Origin of the sequence: Variovorax saccharolyticus, assembly GCF_030316765.1 — a bacterium.
Classification (GTDB): Bacteria; Pseudomonadota; Gammaproteobacteria; order Burkholderiales; family Burkholderiaceae_C; genus Variovorax; species Variovorax saccharolyticus.
The window spans coordinates 226063-244689 of sequence record NZ_JASZYT010000004.1; the positions used below are offsets into that span (position 1 = coordinate 226063).

Genomic DNA, 18627 nt, shown 5'->3' on the forward strand with positions numbered 1-18627 from the left:
TGCCCCCCGAGGGGGTGCAGCCCGCCTTGGGGCGGCCCGGCGGCGGACTGAGCCGGGCGCCCGCTCAGCGTTGGCCGAGGCGGCGCCAGGCGAGTCCGGCCAGCGCCACGTCCTCCAGGCCGACGCCGACCGACTTGTAGATCGTGATGTCGTCGCCGGCTTGGCGACCGGCCACCCGGCCGCCCACGAGTTCCGCCAGTTCGACGATCTTCTCCTCGGGCAGCACGCCGGCCCCGGCCTGCACCAGTTCGCCGGCCTCGCGCAGCGACTGCGGCCGCCATTCGACCGCCACCAGTGCCGCGCGCGACAGCGCCGCATCGTCGAGTTCGCGGGTGTGGGGCAGGCTCGATCCGATGGCCGCGACGAAGCAGCCCGGCGGCAGGCGTTCGCCCGCGAACAGCGGCGTGGTCGCGCGCGACGCCGTGACGACCAGGTCGGCGCCATCGAGGGCCTCGTCGGGCCCGCACAGCCGCACCGGCACGCCGCTCTCGGCGGCCAGGCTTTCGGCCAGGCCGGCGCTGGGGCGGGGCGTGCAGACGCGGATGCACCCGAGGCCGAAAGCCGCCGCCAATTGCACGGCATGGGCCCGGCCCTGGGTGCCGGCGCCGAACAGCGCCAGGGTCCGCGACTCCGGACGCGCCAGGTGGCGGGCCGCGATCACCGAGCAGGCGGCGGTGCGCAGCCGGGTGATCGCGCCGGCGTCGAACGAGGCCAGCGGCCGGCCGTCCTCGGCCGAGAACAGCAGGATGACGAAGGAGAACTTGCCTTCGATCGTGGTGTAGACCTTGGCGCCGGCCACGCCCTGGCCCGGAATGACCGCGCCCAGCGTCGAGAGCTTGACGCCGCCTGCTTCGGTGCGCACGCGCTCCTGCATGGCGGCCGTGCCCGCGCCGAAGCGCAGGAAGGCGTCGCGCAGCACCTGCTGCGCATCGGCCGGCGAGACCAGTGCCTCGACCATCGAATCGGTGATGTGTTGCATGGGGAATCCGCGTCCGGGTCAGAAGGCGATGGCTTCGCGCAACAGCAGCGCGATGGCGCCGAAAGCCGACAGGGCCAGCAGCAGGCCGCGCACCGCTGCGCGCGACACGCGGCGGTTGAGCGGCCCCGAGATCGCGAAGCCGGCGATCATCAGCGGCAGCAGCCAGGCGCTGAGCCACATCTCGTGCCGCCCGAAGCGGCCGATGCTCGCGAGCATCACCAGCGAAAAGGCGGCACCGGCGAAGAACACGCAGCCCAGCGTGGCGCGCAGCCGCGGCGGCGGCAGGTACTGCATCACCAGCGCGAACGGCGGCGCACCCGCGGAGGTGATCGTGCCCATGAGCCCCGAGGCGATGCCGGCGCCGACCATGTTGCCGCGCGAGGCGTCGATGCGGCGGCCGCTCAGGCTCAAGACGACGCCGGCCAGGATGAACAGCGCGAACATCACGGTCAGCAGTTCGGCGGGCAGGAGCAGCAGGCAGACCGCCGCGCCCAGCGTGCCGACGACGCGACCGACCAGCGCCATCCCCGCGGCACCCCAGTCGACCTGATCGAACTCGCGCAACGCCGACATCAGCGCCAGCGGCCCGCCGAGCGCGAGCAGCGGGCCCGGCGCCAGCTCCGGGTAGAACAGGGCGGCGATCGGCGCCGAGAACATCGCGAAGCCGACGCCGCCGATGCCCTGCAGGCAGGCACCCACAAGCACCATCGCGGCCATGCCGGCGTAGTGGCCCAGGCTCATGCCCTCGGGCAGCAGGGAAGCGATCATTTGCGGATGTCGCGCGGCTGCCAGGAGACGGCGACATCGCCGGTCACGAAGGTCTGGCAGGCCATGCGCCAACCTTGCTTCATCTCGTCCTCGGAAAGGTGCCTGCGCTCCTTCGCCTTGATGGCATCGGTGTGGTGCAGGCCGGACTCGATGCGGCACTTGCAGGTGCCGCACAGGCCGCCGCCGCACTTGAACGGGATGCCGCCCTGTTCGCGCAGCGAGATGCGCAGCAGATTGCCGCCTTCGGGCGCGGTCACGACCTTGGCGTTGTTGCTGATGAATGTGATCTGGATCATGGAGGGAAAGGAGGCAGCGCGGGGGAAGGGCGTGGATTCAGGTCGGCACCAGACGCACGTCGGCATCGTCCTCGTGCACCAGCTGCCGCAAGGCGGCGCGCGCCAGCTCGACGGTCTCGAACTTCTCGAAGAACTTGACCGGCACGTGGTTCACGACCTCGGGCGGCGTCTCGTCGATCACGGCGACGCGGCAGTCCGATGCCACCTCCGCGATCACGAAGCGCGCCTTGCAGCGGCCGAAGAACAGGTAGTCGCAGGACTCGATGCGGCGCAGCCCCTCGACGAGCTCGGTGCGGAACTGGCCTGGCCTGCTGGTCAGTATCAGGTACATGGTCGGTGGGGCCTCAGGCCGCGAGGGCGTCTTCCTGCGCCAGCTCGATGTCTTGCTGGACCCAGAGCTGGCAGGCCAGGCGCCAGCCGGCGTCGAGCCGCTCGCCGAGCTGCTTCTTCTCCTTCCAGTTCGGCGGCGGCAGGTGTTCGGCGCCGGCCAGCACGCGGCAGGCGCACTTCGAGCACTTGCCCATGCCGCACTCGTAGCGCAGGTGCGGATAGGGAAACTGCTTGATGCCGGCGCGCACCACCAAGTTGGTGTTGTCCTTGACCTCGTCGCGATAGATCTGGCCGCCTTTGTGGAAGGTGATGATGGGCATGCGCGCGGCGGATGGGTGGGATCGGGGGTGGCTCAGGCGGCTTCGAGTACGGGCTGCGCGGCGTTCTCGGGCGCTTCGACCGCCACGTAGTCGTGGTAGAGCGCCGTGGTGTAGAGCAGCCGCATCTGGGCGCCGATCTCGCAGATCTTCAGGCAGCGCTGCTGCAGTTCGACCGTGGTCGCATGCTCGAGCACGATCTGGTAGCCGCGCTCGCCATGGATCTCGTCCGAGACGATGTGCAGGTCGAAGAACTCCACCTCCTCGTCCGTGAAGCCGTACTTCTCGCGCAAGGTGGGCGTCTGCTTGCGATAGATCGACGGCACCTGGGATTCGAGCCCCACCACCAGACCGGCGACCGCCACGATCGGGTCTTCGCGCATCGCGACCGCATAGCACCAGCTTTGCAGCCCGCGGGTGGTCGGCGACATGTTGTCGGGGTCGGTCACGCGTTCGCGCGTGGTGCCGCAGGCCTCGGCGAAGCGGATCAGCAGGTCAGTGTGGCGATCGCCGCCGATCTCCTCCTCGTACATGTTGGCCAGCAGGAAATCCTTGGCTTCGGTGTAGCGGTCGGGCATGCGGGCATAGAGATAACCCAGGTAGTCGGCGAAGGGACCGACGTAGTGGTAGTGGTTCTCGGCCCAGCGCGCGAGGTGCGCGCGGCTCAGGGTGCCGCCGGCCCAGGCCAGGCTGAAGGGCGAGGTGTTGGCGCTCTTGCCCTTGATGGCGTTTTCGAGGGCGGTTCGGAATTCGTCGCGGTTCATGAGGGCAGGCATGGTGAGGCTCCGGGTCGAGGTTGGCGGGAATGAAGGATTGGATGCGTTTAGGGATACTGTATACCAATATAACGCGATTCGCAACTGCACCCTGCAGTGAAGAGATGAATCTTGCAACTCGTGTTGGTATACAGTATTCTCACTTCATCCATTCCACCCCTGTTCCGACATGACCCAAGCTTCACCGCCCGCCTTCCAGAACCACATCGACGGCGCCTGGGTGTCCAGTTGCACCGACCGCACCTTCGACAACATCGATCCGGCCGATGAGCGAGAGGTGGTGGGCCGCTTCCAGGCTTCGTCCGCCGCCGACGCCAGGGCCGCGGTGGCAGCGGCGGCGGCGGCCTTCGACGGCTGGAAGAAGACGCCCGTATCCCGGCGCGCCGCCATCCTCAATGCCGCCGCGCAGTACCTGGAGACCCATGCCGGCGCATTCGCGGAAGAACTGACGCGCGAGGAGGGCAAGCCGCTGGCCCTGGCCCGGGACGAGTTCCTGCGCTCGGCCCAGACGCTGCGCTTCTATGCGGCGGAAGGCCAGTCCTTCGCGGGCGAGACCTACCCGCAGGACGACCCGGACATGGTGGTCTACAGCCAGCGCGAACCGCTCGGCGTGGTGACGGTCATCAGCCCCTGGAACTTCCCGGTGTCGATTCCGGCCCGCAAGATCGCGCCGGCGCTGGTCACCGGCAACACGGTGGTGTTCAAGCCCTCGTCGGACGCGCCGCTGTCGGGCCTGCGGCTGGCCGAGGCCTTCATCCAGGCCGGCCTGCCCAAGGGCGTGCTGAACTTCATCACCGGACGCGCCTCGGAGGTCGGGCCGGTGATCACCGAATCGCCCGCGGTGCGCGCCATTTCCTTCACCGGCTCGACGGCCGCGGGCGAGCAGATCCACCGCGCCGCCGCGATGACCACGCGCACGCAGATGGAACTCGGCGGCAAGAACCCGTTGATCGTGATGGCCGATGCCGACCTCGACCGCGCAGTCGACCTGGTCATCAAGGGCGGCCTGTCGCTGAGCGGCCAGGCATGCACCGGCACCAGCCGGGTGCTGGTGATGAAAGGCGTGAAGGCGGACTTCACCGGCAAGCTGGTCGCCAGGGTGCGAAGCCTGAAGATCGGCAGCGGCATGACGCCGGGCATGGACATCGGCCCCCTGGCCACCCGCAAGCAACTGGAGATTGTGCTCGGCTACATCGAGATCGGCAAGTCGGAGGCCACGCTGCTGTGCGGCGGCGAGCGGCTCGGCGGCGGCGAGTTCGCCCACGGCTTCTACGTGACGCCGGCCATCTTCACCGACGTGACGCAGCAGATGCGCATCGCGCGCGAGGAGATCTTCGGGCCGGTGATCGCGCTGATCGAGGTCGACGGCTACGAGGACGCGATCGCCAAGGCCAACGACACCGAGTACGGACTGTCGGCCGCCATCGCCACCACCAGCCCGGTGCATGCGCACCGCTTCGCGCAGGACATCCAGTCGGGCACCGTGAAGATCAACCGCACCACCACCGGCAACCTGATCAACGCGCCTTTCGGCGGCCTGAAGCGCTCGAGCACCTCGACCTTCCGCGAGTCGGGCCGCACCGGCCTCGAGTTCTACACGCAGATCAAGACCGTCTACCGCGGCTGCTGATCCATCTTTTTCCCTTTCGCAGAGACACCTCATGAAAACCGCACTCAAGCTCGAACTCGAAGAAGCCCGACTGATGATCGCCGCCGCCATCCGCAAGGCGGGCGAAATCGGCGTGCTCGAAACCATCTGCATCGTCGACGACGGCGGCTATCCGATCGCCATGGACCGGATGGACGGCGCCCGCATCACGGGCCCGCAGATCGCCTGGAACAAGGCCTTCACGGCCGCCGGCCACAAGCGCTCGACCCATCTCTTCAACACCGCGCCGAACGGCCCCGCGCTGCCGGGCAACGAGGCCTTCGGCATCCAGTGGAGCTTCGAGGGCCGCTTCGCGGTGTTCGTCGGCGGCTTCCCGATCGTGGTCGACGGCAACGTGATCGGCGGCGTCGGACTCTCGGGCGGCAATGGCGAGCAGGACACGCAATGCGGCGTCGCTGCGTTGCAGGCCCTGCACGAGTTCCTCGAAGCCAGCGGGCACGCCGTGCTGGTCGCGGCCGACATCAAGAAGTAGGGCGGCAGCGCCGGACCCACCAAGGACCAAGCATGGCCTTCCGAATCCAGGTGATCGATTCCGCGCAGAGCTTCGAGGCGGAGCCCGGCGAATCGGTGCTCGACGCCGCGCTGCGCCACGACCTGCGGCTGCCGCACGAATGCCGCTTCGGCGGCTGCGCGACCTGCCGCATCAAGCTCGTCGAAGGCGCGGTGCGCTATGACGAATTCCCGCCCGGACTTACGCCCGAGGAGGCCGAGGAGGGCTATGCGCTGGCCTGCCAGGCTCGGCCCGCCAGCGACCTCGTGATCAGTGCCGCGCGGCGGCTGCCGCCGTGCTCCGAGCCGGCACGGCACCTGGCCACGGTGCTGGCGGTGCAGCCGCTCTGCGACGACGTGCTGCACCTGTCGCTCGAAGTGCCGCCCGAGGCCGAGTTGCTGTACCGCCCCGGCCAGTACATCAACATCCTGCTGCCCGATGGCGGCCATCGCAGCTTCTCGATGGCGTCGCGGCCGCATCCGCAGGCGCTCGACTTCCACATCCGGCGCATTCCCGAAGGCCGCTTCACCAGCGGCCACGCCGCGCGGCTGCGGCCCGGCGACCGGCTATCGGTCGATTTGCCGCACGGCAACTTCTGCTTTCACGCGGAAGACTACCGGCCGCTGCTGATGGTGGCCACCGGCACCGGGCTGGCGCCGATCAAGAGCATCCTCGAATCGCTGATGGACGACGAAGACTGTCCGCCCGTGAGCCTCTACTGGGGCATGCGTACCGAAGCGGATCTGTACCTGCAGGACGAGATCCGGTCCTGGGCCGATCGCTTCGACGACTTCCGCTATGTGCCCGTGCTGTCGCGCGCCGATGCCGGCTGGAGCGGGCGCCGCGGCCACGTGCAGCAGGCGGTGCTGGAGGATTTCGAGGATCTGTCGGAGCACGCGATCTACCTGTGCGGCTCGCCGGCGATGATCGGCGATGCGAAGCGGGCCTTTCTGGCGCGCAACGCCAGCATCGACCACCTGTACAGCGACAGCTTCACCTTTCAATCCACCGCCGCGGCCTGAGCCGCGGCAGCGAAGGAATCACGATGGATCTCGGCATCTCGCAGCGCAAGGCGCTGGTCTTCGGCGGCAGCCGCGGCATGGGGCGCGCCTGCGCGCGGCAGCTCGCTCTGGAAGGCGTGCAGGTGGTGATCGCGGCGCGCACCGAGGCCACGCTGCGCGAGGCGGCGGCCGCGCTGTCGGCCGAGACCGGCAGGCCGCTGGGCTTCGTGGTCGCCGACATCACGACCGCTGCGGGGCGCGATGCCGCGCTGGCGGCCTGTCCGTCGCCCGACATCCTGGTCAACAACGCCGACGGCCGGCCGCCCGGGGATTTTCGCGACTGGTCCACGGCCGACTGGCATGCCGCGCTCGACGCCATGATGCTGGGTCCGATCGAGATGATCCGCCGCACGGTCGACCCGATGATCGAGCGCGGTTTCGGCCGCATCGTCAACATCGTCTCGCGCAGCGTGAAGACGCCGCAGGCCGAGCTGGGCCTGTCGAACGGCGCCCGCTCGGGGCTGGTCGGCTTCGTCGCCGGCCTCGCGCGCCAGACCGTGCGCCACGGCGTGACCATCAACAACATCCTGCCGGGCGTGTTCGCCACCGATGCGCAGCGCCATCACGTCGAGGCGCTCGTGAAGCGCGAGGGCCGCAGCTTCGAACAGCTGTGGGAGGAGCGCGGCCGCGACAACCCCGCCGGCCGCTTCGGCCGCGCCGAGGAGGTCGGCGCGCTGTGCGGATTCATCTGCTCCGCGCAGGCCGGCTACATCACCGGCCAGAGCTTGCTGATCGACGGTGGGGCGTATCCGGGGACTTACTGAGACCTTGCGGGACAGACCAAGAAACTGCGAAGCAGTTTTTGCTCTGTCCTCAACTGATCAGTAGGAACGGACCAACAAACCGCAAGCAGTTCCCGCCCTGTCCCCATCTGACCAGGCGCCCCTCACCCCACCCGCAGCCGCGCGCCAACCTCCTCCACACTCAGCACATCCCCAAAGAACAGCATCCAGTTGTGCAGCGAGTGCAGATGCTCCTCGGGCGTGACGGCCGAGAGCGCGTCCTCGACCATCACGGTGGCGTAGTTCATCATCATCGCGTCGCGCGCGGTCGACTCGCAGCAGACGTTGGTGACCGTGCCGCCGATCAGCACGGTCTCGATGCCGCGCGCCTTCAGCACTTCGTCGAGCGACGACGATCCGGGCACCAGCGCGCTGTAGCAGCGCTTGACCACGCGCGGGTCCTCGGGCCGGGCATCGAGGCCGGGCGCCAGCTTGAAGCCGGGGTGCGAGGGGTCCAGTTCGACCAGGCGGCGGGCGCTGCGCTCGGGCGTCAGCATGTAGGCGTGGTGGTGCGACCAGAAGCGGTCGGCGCCGTCGGAGCTTGTCTGCACCCAGACCACGGTGCCGCCGGCCTCGCGCAGTGCCGCGGCGAGCTCATTGACCTTGCCGAAGGTGTCGCGCGCCGGTGCGCATTCGCCCATGTAGCCGGCCTGCGTGTAGTAGTTCTGCAGGTCGACCACGACGAAGGCGGTGCGGCTCGCGTCGAAGCGGGGGTAGGGATGCAGGGTGCCTTGCCGCGCAAGCACGCGATCGACGATCCAGGCGGGGAATTCCATTCGTGTTCCTGATCTCCGGCGCTCAGCCGTAGCGGCGGGCGAGTGCGCTCTCGACGCGCGCGATCACCAGATACATCAGCGCCGACATCAGTGCCAGCACCACGATCGCGGTCATCACGATGTTGAGCTTGAAGATCTGGCTGCCGTTGACGATCAGGAAGCCCAGGCCTTCGCTGGCCGACTGGAACTCGCCGACGATCACGCCGACCAGCGACAGCCCGATGTTCATCTTGAGCGCCGCGATCAGGGTCGGCACGCTGCCGGGCAGCACCACCATGCGCAGCACCTGCCAGCGGCTCGCGCCCAGCGTGGTCGCCAGCTTGATCTTGTTCGGATCGGTGGCCTGGAAGCCGTCGTAGGCCACCATGATGGTGACGAAGATCGCGATCGCGACCGCCATGCCGTAGACCGAGTATTCGGAACCGAGCCAGATGTAGAAGATCGGCACGAAGGCGATCTTCGGCATCGCGTTGGCGACCACCAGGAAGGGGTCGAGCACCTTGTTCGCGAAGCGCGACCACCACAGGCCGGCCGCGATCGCGATCCCGAAGACCATGCTGAGCACGAATCCGACCAGGGTCGCCTTGAAGGTGGCCCAGGTATGCATCAGCAGGTTGCCGTTCTGCAGCAGGTCGACGAAGGTCGGCCACAGCGCGCTCGGGTAGCTCGTGAGCATCGGGTTGACCAACTTGGTCTTCGCCAGGAACTCCCAGAGGCCGAAGAAGGCCACCAGCAGCAGCAGCCGGCTGGCCAGCACCAGCGTCTTCTCGCGGCGCTGGCGGGCCAGCCACCTGGCGTAGGCGGCGCTGGGGTTCTTGTTGTCGGCTGTCGACGCGGGCTGCGCGGGCACGGCTGCGGCGGGTATCGTCATCGAGGGGACTGCGTTCATTTGTGCGCTCACGATCATCCTTCGACGTGCACGTCCAGCTCGTCCCAGAGCGTGCTGAAGTAGGTGTTGAATTCGGGCAGTGCGCGGGCCTCGAAGGGCGTCGGGCGCTTGCCATGGCTGGGGAAGCTCATCAGGTGCTCCGACTTGATGCGGCCCGGGCGGCGCGACAGCACCACCACGCGGTCGGTCATCGCGATGGCCTCGCCGATGTCGTGCGTCACCAGCACCACCGACTTGCCTTCGCTGCGCAGCACCTCGACCACCTCGTCGGCGATCGCAAGACGGGTCTGCGAGTCGAGTGCGGAAAAGGGTTCGTCGAGCAGCACGACGTCGGGATTGGTGACCAGTGTGCGGGCCAGCGCCACGCGCTGGCGCATGCCGCCCGACAGCTGGCGCGGATAGTGGTGCAGGAAGTCCCCCATGCCGCACTTGTGCAGCAGGTGGATGGCGCGCTCGCGGGCCTCGCGCATGTTGCGCTTCTGGATCTGGGCCCCGAGCAGCGCGTTGTCCAGGATGCTGCGCCACTCGTAGAGGTAGTCCTGCTGCAGCATGTAGCCGATGCTCGGCGACGGGCCGGTGACGGACTTGCCGTCGACGGTCACGCTGCCGGCCGAGGGCTCGAGGATGCCGGCGATGATCGACAGCAGCGTGCTCTTGCCGCAGCCCGACTGGCCGATGATGCTGACGAACTCGCCGGGCGCGACCGCCAGCGAGATGTTGTCGAGCGCCTGGGTCTCGCCCTGCAGCGTGAAGTAGCGCAGCGAGACCTGGCGCACGTCGATGCGCGGCCGCCCGGCCGCCGGAGTGCTCGCGGTCATCATTTCGCCTTGGCCGCGAAGTCGGTGACCACGACCTGCTCGTACTTCACGCGCTTGCCGCTGTCGAGCACGCCGCTGGCCGTGAGCATGTCCTGCAGCTGCTCGATGGCCGCCTTCTCGACCAGCGGCGTGGTCTTCCAGAGCTTGTAGCCGCGGTAGCGCTCGATGGCCTTGACCAGCTCGGGCTGCGACATGCCGGGGAAGAACTCGGCGACCTGCTTGGCGAGGTCGGCGGCCGGCGCGGTCTGCACATGCTGCTGGGCCCTTGCCACGGCCCGGGTCCAGGCCTGCAGCACCTCGGGGTTCTTCTGCATGAAGACGTCGGTGGTGGTGAACACCGTGTAGTCGACCGGGCCGACCTCGCTGCCGATCGATGCCATCACGTGGCCGTTGCCGTCCTTCTCGAGGTTGCCGGCTTCGGGTTCCAGGAAGATCGCATAGTCGTTCTGGCCCGCCATCCAGGCGCCGGTGCGTGCAGCGGGGCCGATGTTGTTGACCAGTTTCAGGTCCTTCTTCGGATCGAGGCCGTGCTTGCGCAGGGCAGCTTCGAGGAAGACGTCGGGGTTCGAACCGGGCCGGAAGGCCATCACCGACTTGCCCTTGAGCTGGTTCCAGTCGAAGGCGCCGCTGACCGGCTTGCGGCCCATCAGCAGGAAGCCGTCGGTCGCAGTAAGGCCGGCGAAGATCTTCGGCTTGGCCGGCGACTCGCTGTTGGCGACATAGATCGAGGCCTCGGGGCCGATCAGCACGATGTCGGCGCTGCCGGACAGCAGTGCCGCCATGCCCTTGTCGGTGCCCTGCGAGGTCTTCATCCCGACGTCGAGGCCGGCGTCCTTGAAGTAGCCCTGGTTCAGGGCGACGTACATCGGCACGTACAGCACCGAACGGATGACTTCTTCGTAGCGCACCTTGGTCAGCGGCTTGGCCGGCTGAGCGGCGGCCTGACCGGCAAGGGACACGAGGCCCGCCGCCATGGCGAGCGCCGGTGCGAGTCGGGCGAGGGCCGGCAGACGGCGCGAAAACAAGGACATGTTGAGCTCCGGTGTGAAGGAATTAATACAGTATGCAAAACCTGGGCCAGAAAGCAATCCTGCATTGCAGCAATGCCGGAGCCCTGGCCGACCTGCCGGGCGATGCCCAGATTGGCGCCTCGCTCTCCCGAGAATGCTCGTTTTCGGAGCGCCATCGCACCATGCGGGCGCGTGCGAATCGGTCTTAGAGCGTTTACCCGCATGGCCTGAACTTTGCATCGTTGGAATACTGTATACCGAAATCGCATCACATCTTCTACAGAACAACCCCAACTCCACGAGAGGTTCCAGAATGGATTCCGTCCCTGTCACCGCCGCCCACTGGGTCTACCTGCTGGGCGTAGGCGCCATCGTCCTGACGATGATCTTCCGCGCCAATGTCGTCGTGCCTTCGATCATCGCCACCTTCTGCGTCGCGCTGGCCTGGACGCACAGTCCGGTGGCCGCCCTGGGCAGCATCTTCAATGCGAGCTTCGTGGCTGCCAAGGAGCTGTTCAACATCTTCCTCGTCATCGCGCTGATGACGGCGCTGCTCAATGCCCTGAAGGCACTGCAGTCCGACATCCGGATGGTCGAGCCCTTCCGGGCAGTCATGAAGAACGGGCACGTGGCCTATCTCGTGCTGGCCGGCATCACCTACCTGATCTCGCTGTTCTTCTGGCCGACGCCAGCGATTCCGCTGGTCTCGGCGGTGCTGCTGCCGGCGGCGATCGCGGCCGGGCTGCCGCCGCTCGCCGGCGCCGTGGCGATCGCGATCGCCGGCCAGGGCATGGCCCTGTCGTCGGACTACGTGATCGGCGTTGCGCCCGGCATCAGCGCGCGGGCCGCGGGCGCGTCGGTGGCGGTCGTGGCCGATCGCGCGCTCGTGCTGTCGCTGATCACGGGTCTGATCGCGCTGGTGGTCGCCTACCTGTCGCTGCGGCACCGGATCCTGCCGGCGAGCAATAGCCTCCTGGTCGAATGGCAGGCGCAATCCGGCAATGGCCGGAGTGCCGCGCTGGCGGCCGCCGGGACCTTCGACAAGGCCGAGATCGCCCGCGGCACCAGCCGCGACGCGCCCTTTCTGAGCGAGGCGCAGATCGAGCACACGCTGGCGGCGCCGAGCGCGCGGCGCATCGTGTGGTCCAAGGTCTTCGCCATCGTCACGCCGCTGGCCTTCATGGCCGTCATCGCGACCATGGTGCTGCCCAAGGCCATGCCCTCCCTGCCCGAACTCAAGGGCGGCGCCGCGGCCACGCTGGTGGGCGGGATGGCGGCGATGCTGATGATCCTGGCGACGCTGGCCGCGGAAGGCCCGCGCAAGATGCTCGACGCCAGCGCCGAGCACATCACCGACGGCTTCGTCTTCGCCTTCAAGGCCATGGGTTCGGTGCTGCCGATCGCCGGCTTCTTCTTCATCGGCGCCGGCGAGACCGCGGGCCCGATCCTCGGCATGGCGGCGGACGCCAAGCCGCCGCACCTGCTGTTCGAGCTGATCCAGAGCGCCCAGCACCTGATCCCGCCCAGTCACACCTTCGTCGCCTTCGGGGTGCTGCTGGTCGGAATGATCACCGGCATCGACGGCTCCGGCTTCGCGGGACTGCCGCTCACCGGTACCTTGTCCGGGGCGTTGGCGCCGGCGGCCGGCATGGACCCGGCGACCCTGGCCGCGATCGGCCAGATGGGCGCCGTGTGGACCGGCGGCGGCACGCTGATCGCATGGTCGTCCCTGATTGCGGTGGCCGGCTTCGCGCGGGTGCCGGTGCTGGCCGCGGTGCGAGCCTTGCTGTTTCCGGTCCTCACCGGCCTGGTCGTGTCCACTCTCTGCGCCGTGATGCTGTGGCCCTGACCGGCGCCGCTGGCGCGCAGGCCGTGCGGACCCCTTGCCCGCGTCAGCGCCGCCGCAGCAGCCAGAAGGACACCATCGACCAGCCCAGCGCCCAGGCCGTGCCGAGCGCCCAGCCGCCGAGCACGTCGCTGGCCCAGTGGACCCCGAGCGCGACCCGGCTGAGTCCCACCAGCACGGCCGCGGCGGCCGCAATCGCCAGGATGTAGAGGCGCTCCGCCAGCCGGGTCCGCGTGCTGGCCGAGATCACGCCGAGCGTCAGGAAGACCGCGGCCGACATGCTTGCGTGGCCGCTCGGGAAGCTCAGGCCGTAGGCCGTGTAGTCGGCCAGCGCGACGTCCGGGCGCAGCCGGCCGAAGGCCGGCTTCAGCAGGCTGACCAGCAGGGCGCCGCTGAGCGAGGCCATCACCACGACCAGCGCGTGGGTGCGCGCCGACACCAGCAGCAGGTAGCCGGCGGTGGCGACCGTGAAGAAGGTCAGCACCGTGGTGCTGCCGAGGCCGCTCAGGTCGCGCATCACGTGCGCGAACAGCGGGTGGGCATCGCGGAAATCCTTGGCCGCGCGCAGCAGGGCCATGTCGATGGCGTGGGTCTCGCCTTCGATGACCTCGCTGGCCACCAGCACGAAGGCGAACAGCAGCAGGAGGACCGCGAGGCCGCCGGCCAGCGGCAGCGCGAGACTGCGCAGCGTGTCGACGCGCGCAGGCGACAGCTTGAGCGGATTGAGCGGGAATGACCGGGGCATGCGCGATCTTGACACGGCGCGCGAAGCGGATTTCGCCCCGCGCGCGGCCGGCGCGGCCGAAGGCGAAGCGCGCTTCGCCCGGACCGCCGCCGGACCCCCTGAAAACGGCACTTTCCGGCTGGCACGGCCTATGCGGAAGCAAGTCCAGTTCTGCCAGAAAGGCCGACCATGAACCGGATGCTGCTGGGCTACAGCCCCGACTTCGATCTCTTCGAGGACACCGACGCCGCCGGACCCGCGACGGGCCGCGCGAGCCGCAAGGCCGTGGTGTTCGACACCGAGTCCGCGGGCCTCGCCGCGGAGCTGCTCAACGCCGCCGACGGGCCGCACCTGGCGGCGACGCTCCGGCGCCTGGTGCGTGTCCATGCGGCGCCCGGCGCGGTCGGGCCGGCCGCCGCCGAACTGGTGGCGCTGCTGCGCGGCGCGGCCCGGCAGGCGCTGCCGCTGGTGACCGCCGCGACCGCCCGGCAGGCCGGCACGACCTACAAGCGCATGGGCCGCTTCTTCGGCATCGAGCTCGAAGGACTGACGCCCGAGGACCAGGAATTCGAGCTGGCCCGCCGCTTCGCGCAGCTGGTCCGCGAAGCTGCGCGGCAGCTCGCCAGGGCCCCCGCCGGGCTGCCGCCGGCCGCCGCCGCGCGCTGGGCCGCCGGGCGCGCCGCGCGCCGCCTCGCGCCGGGCTGGACCCAGGTCCGCGACGCCGCCGGTGCGGCCACTTCCACATCCGCCGGCCGCTGGGTCCGCCACGGCGCGGGCGTGACCGTGCTGAACCCCTGATCCGCAGGGATCACCGCCGAGGCTCGCGCCTCTTTCGCTTCATCCAAGGAGACCGCCATGCATGACATTGATCGCACCCAGCTCGAGTACAACCCCGAGTCCAGCTACGAATCCGGCGCCTACGAGTTCGGCCAGCAGGAATGGTCGGGCGAGAGCTACGGCGAAAGCTACGGCGAGAGTTTCGAGAGCTACGGCGAGACCGTGCTCAACGAGGCGGAGGAGACCGAGCTGGCGAGCGAGCTGCTCGAGGTCACGAACGAGGCCGAACTCGACCGCTTCCTCGGCAACCTGCTCGGGCGCGCCGCGCGCGCGGTCGGCTCGGCGGTGCGTTCGCCGATCGGGCAGGCGGTGGGCGGCGTGCTCAAGGGCGTGGCCAAGAAGGCGCTGCCGCTGGCCGGCGGCGCGGTCGGCGCGTATCTGGGCGGACCGCTGGGCGCCAAGATCGGCAGCGGCCTGGCTTCAGCGGCGGGCAGCGCGCTGGGCCTGGAGGCCGAGTCGCTCGAGCAGGAAGACCGCGAGTTCGAGGGTGCCAAGCAATTCGTGCGGCTGGCCGCCGACACCGTGAAGCAGGCGGCCTCGGCGCCAGCGGGCGCGGACCCGCGCGCGGTGGCGCAGAGCGCCGCGATCTCGGCGGCCCAGAAGCTGGCGCCCGGCCTGCTCAACGCAGCCCGCGGTGCCGCCGGCGGATCGTCCGCGGGCTCGGGCGGCGGGCGCAGCGGCCGCTGGATGCGGCGCGGCAACAAGATCGTGCTCTACGGGGTGTGAGCGATGACCATCAGCCCCTTCGCCGCATGGATGCTCGCCCAGGAGGCGCGCGCCCTGCTCACGCGCCTGGCCCGGGTCAAGCCCTTCGCGCTGCTCGAACCGATGCTGCCGGCCGCCGCGCTGCAGCCCGGCGCGCAGGCCGCGACCGAGCGCTACCTGGTCGCCGGCCGGCGCGAGATGCGCGCGATGGTGCTGGGCTTCCTGGCCTGGCTGCACGGCGCGCAGGCGCAGCAGGCGAGCGCGGCCGAGGCGCAGCGCCGCTTCACGATCCTGCGGCTCAAGTTCAATGCCGTGCTGACGCAGTTCGATCTCTTCAACGACGTCATCTCGCAGCGCAGCGAGCACGACACCGGCGTCTGGCTCTGCGGCCTCGACATCGTCGCCGCCGACGCGCTGGCCCTGCCGGGCTACTACGAGGTGCCGCCGCTCATGTGCTACCTGGACCGCGGCGTCGGCGCCGCGATCCGGCGCGCCCGCACCCGCCTGCCGGGCGGCGGCGAGAGTCCGGTGGCGGTGATCCGCGTGCCGCGCGAGCGCATGGTGGGCAGCGGCATCGCCTCGTCGCTGATCCACGAGGTCGGCCACCAGGCCTCGGCGCTGCTCGACCTCGCGAATTCGCTGCGGCCGCTGCTGCAGGGCATGCAGCGCGGCGGCGGCAACGCCTGGCGGCTGTTCGAGCGCTGGATCGGCGAGATCCTCAGCGACTTCTGGTCCTGCGCCCGGCTGGGCATCGCGGCCACGATGGGGCTGATGGGCGTCGTGAGCCTGCCGCGCGCCTTCATGTTCCGGCTCAACCTGGACGATCCGCATCCGGTGCCGTGGATCCGCGTGCGGCTGTCCTGCGCGATGGGGCAGGCGATGTACCCGCATCCCCAGTGGGCCCGGCTGGCCGCGCTGTGGGATGCGTACTACCCGCTCGACGGCCTGGACAGCGGCACCCGCCGCCTGTTCGACGAACTGCTGGCGGCGATGCCGGGCTTCGTCGGCCTGCTGGTCGACCACCGGCCGCGCAGCCTGCGCGGGCGTTCGCTGAAAGAGGCGCTGGGCGTGGCCGATCGCCAGCCGGCGCAGCTCGCGGCGACCTTCAGGACCTGGCGCGGCGCGCCGGCGGCACTCTATCGCGCGCCGCCGACGCTGGTGTTCGCGGTGCTGGGCCAGGCCCGCGCCAACGGGCAGATCACGCCCGAAGAAGAAAGCCACCTGTTCGCGAAGCTGCTGACGCACTGGGCGTTGCGCGGCGCGCTGCGGGGTGCCACGACCTGCGCCGGCGCCACAGCGGACGCCGCAAGGATGTTTGCCGTGCATTCACGGCAGGAACCCGGCCTGACGGTTGTTTAAGGAGACTCACATGGCTACCCAATCCCCTGCCGCCGGCGAACTGCGGCCCGGAAGCGTCCGCTTCCATGTTCAAGACGAGGGCCGGCCGGTGTCCGGCGCCAGCGTCAGCCTCTATCGGCTGCTGCCCGACGAGCCCGAGCCTGGCGGCACCCCGGGCACGCCTGGCACCACGACCACCACGGGCCGGCGCCGCGGCGGCTCGCCGCCGCCGCCGTCCACTTCCTGGTCCGAGCAGTACATCGCCACCCAGACCACCGGTGTCGACGGCCGCGGCGCCTTCCACCGGCAGCCGCCGGGCCGCTATGTGCTGCGCTGCCACAACCAGCTGCCGGTGGAGCCGGTCTACCTCGACGTCGAGCCGGGCTGCGACCAGGAGGCCTGCATCGAACTCGGACTGCACATCAGCGCCACCACCACGCTGCTGCGCGACGACTGCCCGCCGAACAGCCTGGGGATGGGCCTCGGCCGCGAAGGCGACGTGATCGAGTTCCGCATCGACTACACCAACTCGTCCACCCGGCTGCTGCAGGTGCAGCATCCCCCGCGTGCGCGGGTCGACCCGGGCAACCCGCTGGTCTCGCACTGGACCATTCCCACCGCGGGCCTGCAGGAGCTGCGCTATGCGGTCTACGCACCGCTGATCGCCGACCCGGACCTGGGCGGCCCGATCCCCGGCGGCGACGCGCGCATCGGCGGGATCAGCACCATCGATGCCGGCGAGCGGCCGACGCAGGCGGTCAGCGGCGATCTCGGCGTGGCGCTGCTGCGCACCGGCACCGCGTCGACCGCCGACCTGTCGTTCTGGCAGGGCATCCTGAACAGCACCGAGCAGATGTCCTTCAACAGCTACCTGCGCTTCATGAACATGCTGTTCTGCGGCGACGACGACCTCACGGACCTGCCCGATTTCGAGCGCGAGCGCTTTGGCCAGAAGCGCGCGCTGCGCGAGCAGCTTCGCTTCCGCCGGCTGCTGCCCTTCACCGATTCGGACGCCTACCGCGCGGTGAAGGCCGCGACCGAGGCCTTCGTGATGGTGAACTGCGGCGTGCTGGCGCCGCGCCGGCCCTTCGACGAGGCGCGCGACCAGGCCTACCTGAAGCGGCGCGACCTGCCGTTGCCGATCGGGCCGCTGGAGGATGTCTTCACCGAGGACTACCTGGTGCAGATCCTCGGCGGCCAGCCGGGCGACAAGACCCTGCCCTACCTGGCCGTGATCCGTTCGAAGCTGCCCGACATCGCGATCAAGCTGAATCCGCTCGACGTCGATCCCGAGCGCCTGGGCCAGTGCACCGGCATCCTGCAGGACAAGCTGGCCAACCCCTGCATGCTGGAGCTGATCTGGTCCTACTGGCACGAGGAGGGGATGCTGGTGCAGACCATGAACAGCATCGCGCGCCGTTTCCAGAACGTGCGCTCGGGCGAGCGCGACCCGCTCGCCAACCTCGAGATCGACCCGCTGCGCCCGCTCAACAACGTGCTGTGGGGCTACGTGCAGGACGAGCAGCACCGCCTGAGCATCGTGCGCCGCAACTACGAATACGACCACCACTACGGGCTGCGGCTCGAGGGCAAGGCGGTGCAGCGCATGCAGGCGGCCGACAGCCGCTCGCGCTTCCTCGAGGCCTTCCACAACCTGCTGCGCTATTGCACCAGCTTCTTCAAGCAGGACGACGACACGACGGTCAAGGCCGACGCCTTCCCGGTGCTCAATGCGCTGAAGGAGGTGCACCTGATCCTGTCGCAGGGCGCGCACAACCAGTTCGGCGACCTGCCGTCGACCGCCCGCATCGAGATGCTGATGCAGCAATGGATGCTGGCGCGGCCGGAGTTCCGGGAGTTCCTGCCGACCCGCATCATGACCGCCTACCCCGAGCCCTGGATGGACCGCGTCGATGCGATGAAGAAGGTGCAGGGCTGGACCGACACCAGCGTGCTGCACTTCCGCAACCTGGCGATCTTCGGCGAGCAGGTCCTGCTGTCGATCCGCTGGGGCCACTGGAGCGATGTGCAGGACCCGCTGCAGGCCTTCAACTGGGCGCGCTTCTTCCGGCCCCAGATCCAGGGCTACAGCCACGCCTACCGTTCGGTCACCGGGGTCGAGCTGGCGCTGGAGTCGCCCGATGCGAAGGTCGACGCGACCCTGCCCTCGGTGCTGCTGCAGCGGCGGCTGGCGACGCAGCAGCGCGCCGCCTGAG

Annotated in this window: 20 protein-coding genes; 9 read left to right on the forward strand and 11 right to left on the reverse strand. The window is 69.4% G+C overall.

The genetic code is table 11. From position 1 onward, the window contains the following. Positions 1 to 64 precede the first annotated feature (64 nt). Genes QTI45_RS14890 through QTI45_RS14915 form a run of 6 tightly spaced genes read right to left on the reverse strand, consistent with a single transcriptional unit; the run spans position 65 to position 3466 of the window. Entirely contained in the window at positions 65 to 979 is a 915-nt protein-coding gene (locus QTI45_RS14890; RefSeq protein ID WP_286654912.1) for an ornithine cyclodeaminase family protein, read from the reverse strand. A gap of 18 nt (positions 980 to 997) precedes the next feature. Then, complete coding sequence (locus QTI45_RS14895) at positions 998 to 1747, reverse strand: sulfite exporter TauE/SafE family protein (RefSeq protein ID WP_286654913.1); 750 nt, start codon at positions 1745 to 1747, stop codon at positions 998 to 1000. Then, positions 1744 to 2043 (reverse strand): 2Fe-2S iron-sulfur cluster-binding protein, encoded by a 300-nt coding sequence (locus QTI45_RS14900; RefSeq protein WP_286370781.1) that lies wholly within the window; start codon positions 2041 to 2043, stop codon positions 1744 to 1746. Before QTI45_RS14900 ends, QTI45_RS14895 begins: the two co-directional genes overlap by 4 nt. A 37-nt stretch (positions 2044 to 2080) precedes the next feature. Further along, the gene (locus tag QTI45_RS14905; protein WP_286370780.1) at positions 2081 to 2374 is read right to left on the reverse strand and encodes a ferredoxin; all 294 of its coding nucleotides are present in this window, start codon (positions 2372 to 2374) and stop codon (positions 2081 to 2083) included. A 13-nt stretch (positions 2375 to 2387) separates the two neighbouring features. Beyond that, positions 2388 to 2693 carry a 2Fe-2S iron-sulfur cluster-binding protein gene (locus QTI45_RS14910; RefSeq protein WP_286370779.1) on the reverse strand — a complete coding sequence of 102 codons (306 nt, stop codon included), beginning with the start codon at positions 2691 to 2693 and terminating at the stop codon, positions 2388 to 2390. A 32-nt stretch (positions 2694 to 2725) separates the two neighbouring features. Beyond that, positions 2726 to 3466, reverse strand: coding sequence for an iron-containing redox enzyme family protein (locus QTI45_RS14915; RefSeq protein ID WP_286654914.1), 741 nt, complete (start codon positions 3464 to 3466; stop codon positions 2726 to 2728). A gap of 169 nt (positions 3467 to 3635) precedes the next feature. Between QTI45_RS14915 and QTI45_RS14920 the strand changes: the two genes are divergently transcribed. From QTI45_RS14920 to QTI45_RS14935, 4 genes are read left to right on the forward strand one after another with little or no spacing between them, the layout of a single operon-like run. Further along, complete coding sequence (locus QTI45_RS14920) at positions 3636 to 5096, forward strand: aldehyde dehydrogenase family protein (RefSeq protein ID WP_286654915.1); 1461 nt, start codon at positions 3636 to 3638, stop codon at positions 5094 to 5096. A gap of 31 nt (positions 5097 to 5127) precedes the next feature. Then, the gene (locus QTI45_RS14925) at positions 5128 to 5607 is read left to right on the forward strand and encodes a GlcG/HbpS family heme-binding protein (RefSeq protein WP_286654916.1); all 480 of its coding nucleotides are present in this window, start codon (positions 5128 to 5130) and stop codon (positions 5605 to 5607) included. Between the two features lie 32 nt (positions 5608 to 5639). Further along, positions 5640 to 6647: a 2Fe-2S iron-sulfur cluster-binding protein gene (locus QTI45_RS14930; protein WP_286654917.1), complete on the forward strand. Its 1008-nt coding sequence runs from the start codon at positions 5640 to 5642 to the stop codon at positions 6645 to 6647. 23 nt (positions 6648 to 6670) lie between these two features. After that, positions 6671 to 7450, forward strand: coding sequence for an SDR family oxidoreductase (locus QTI45_RS14935; RefSeq protein ID WP_286654918.1), 780 nt, complete (start codon positions 6671 to 6673; stop codon positions 7448 to 7450). A gap of 122 nt (positions 7451 to 7572) precedes the next feature. On the opposite strand, the gene QTI45_RS14940 is transcribed toward QTI45_RS14935, so the two are convergent. The 4 genes from QTI45_RS14940 to QTI45_RS14955 are packed head-to-tail and all read right to left on the reverse strand — an operon-like array spanning position 7573 to position 10982. After that, positions 7573 to 8244, reverse strand: a complete 672-nt coding sequence (locus tag QTI45_RS14940; protein WP_286654919.1) for a cysteine hydrolase family protein — start codon at positions 8242 to 8244, stop codon at positions 7573 to 7575. Between the two features lie 22 nt (positions 8245 to 8266). Next, complete coding sequence (locus QTI45_RS14945; RefSeq protein WP_286654920.1) at positions 8267 to 9133, reverse strand: ABC transporter permease; 867 nt, start codon at positions 9131 to 9133, stop codon at positions 8267 to 8269. Between the two features lie 14 nt (positions 9134 to 9147). Then, positions 9148 to 9954: an ABC transporter ATP-binding protein gene (locus tag QTI45_RS14950; RefSeq protein ID WP_444813157.1), complete on the reverse strand. Its 807-nt coding sequence runs from the start codon at positions 9952 to 9954 to the stop codon at positions 9148 to 9150. Then, positions 9951 to 10982, reverse strand: a complete 1032-nt coding sequence (locus tag QTI45_RS14955) for an ABC transporter substrate-binding protein (protein ID WP_286654921.1) — start codon at positions 10980 to 10982, stop codon at positions 9951 to 9953. Before QTI45_RS14955 ends, QTI45_RS14950 begins: the two co-directional genes overlap by 4 nt. Positions 10983 to 11274: 292 nt before the next feature. Between QTI45_RS14955 and QTI45_RS14960 the strand changes: the two genes are divergently transcribed. After that, positions 11275 to 12810 (forward strand): hypothetical protein, encoded by a 1536-nt coding sequence (locus QTI45_RS14960; RefSeq protein WP_286654922.1) that lies wholly within the window; start codon positions 11275 to 11277, stop codon positions 12808 to 12810. Between the two features lie 43 nt (positions 12811 to 12853). Here the strand turns inward: QTI45_RS14960 and QTI45_RS14965 are convergent, their stop codons facing one another. After that, positions 12854 to 13552, reverse strand: a complete 699-nt coding sequence (locus tag QTI45_RS14965) for a phosphatase PAP2 family protein (protein WP_286654923.1) — start codon at positions 13550 to 13552, stop codon at positions 12854 to 12856. Between the two features lie 168 nt (positions 13553 to 13720). On the opposite strand from QTI45_RS14965, the gene QTI45_RS14970 reads away from it, so the two are divergent. Genes QTI45_RS14970 through QTI45_RS14985 form a run of 4 tightly spaced genes read left to right on the forward strand, consistent with a single transcriptional unit; the run spans position 13721 to position 18626 of the window. Beyond that, positions 13721 to 14329 carry a hypothetical protein gene (locus tag QTI45_RS14970; RefSeq protein ID WP_286654924.1) on the forward strand — a complete coding sequence of 203 codons (609 nt, stop codon included), beginning with the start codon at positions 13721 to 13723 and terminating at the stop codon, positions 14327 to 14329. A 57-nt stretch (positions 14330 to 14386) separates the two neighbouring features. After that, a complete protein-coding gene (locus QTI45_RS14975) occupies positions 14387 to 15094 on the forward strand; it encodes a hypothetical protein (protein WP_286370766.1) in 708 nt (235 codons plus the stop codon). A 3-nt stretch (positions 15095 to 15097) separates the two neighbouring features. Further along, entirely contained in the window at positions 15098 to 16432 is a 1335-nt protein-coding gene (locus QTI45_RS14980; protein WP_286370765.1) for a hypothetical protein, read from the forward strand. A 10-nt stretch (positions 16433 to 16442) separates the two neighbouring features. Next, positions 16443 to 18626, forward strand: a complete 2184-nt coding sequence (locus QTI45_RS14985; RefSeq protein ID WP_286654925.1) for a hypothetical protein — start codon at positions 16443 to 16445, stop codon at positions 18624 to 18626. Position 18627: the final 1 nt, after the last annotated feature.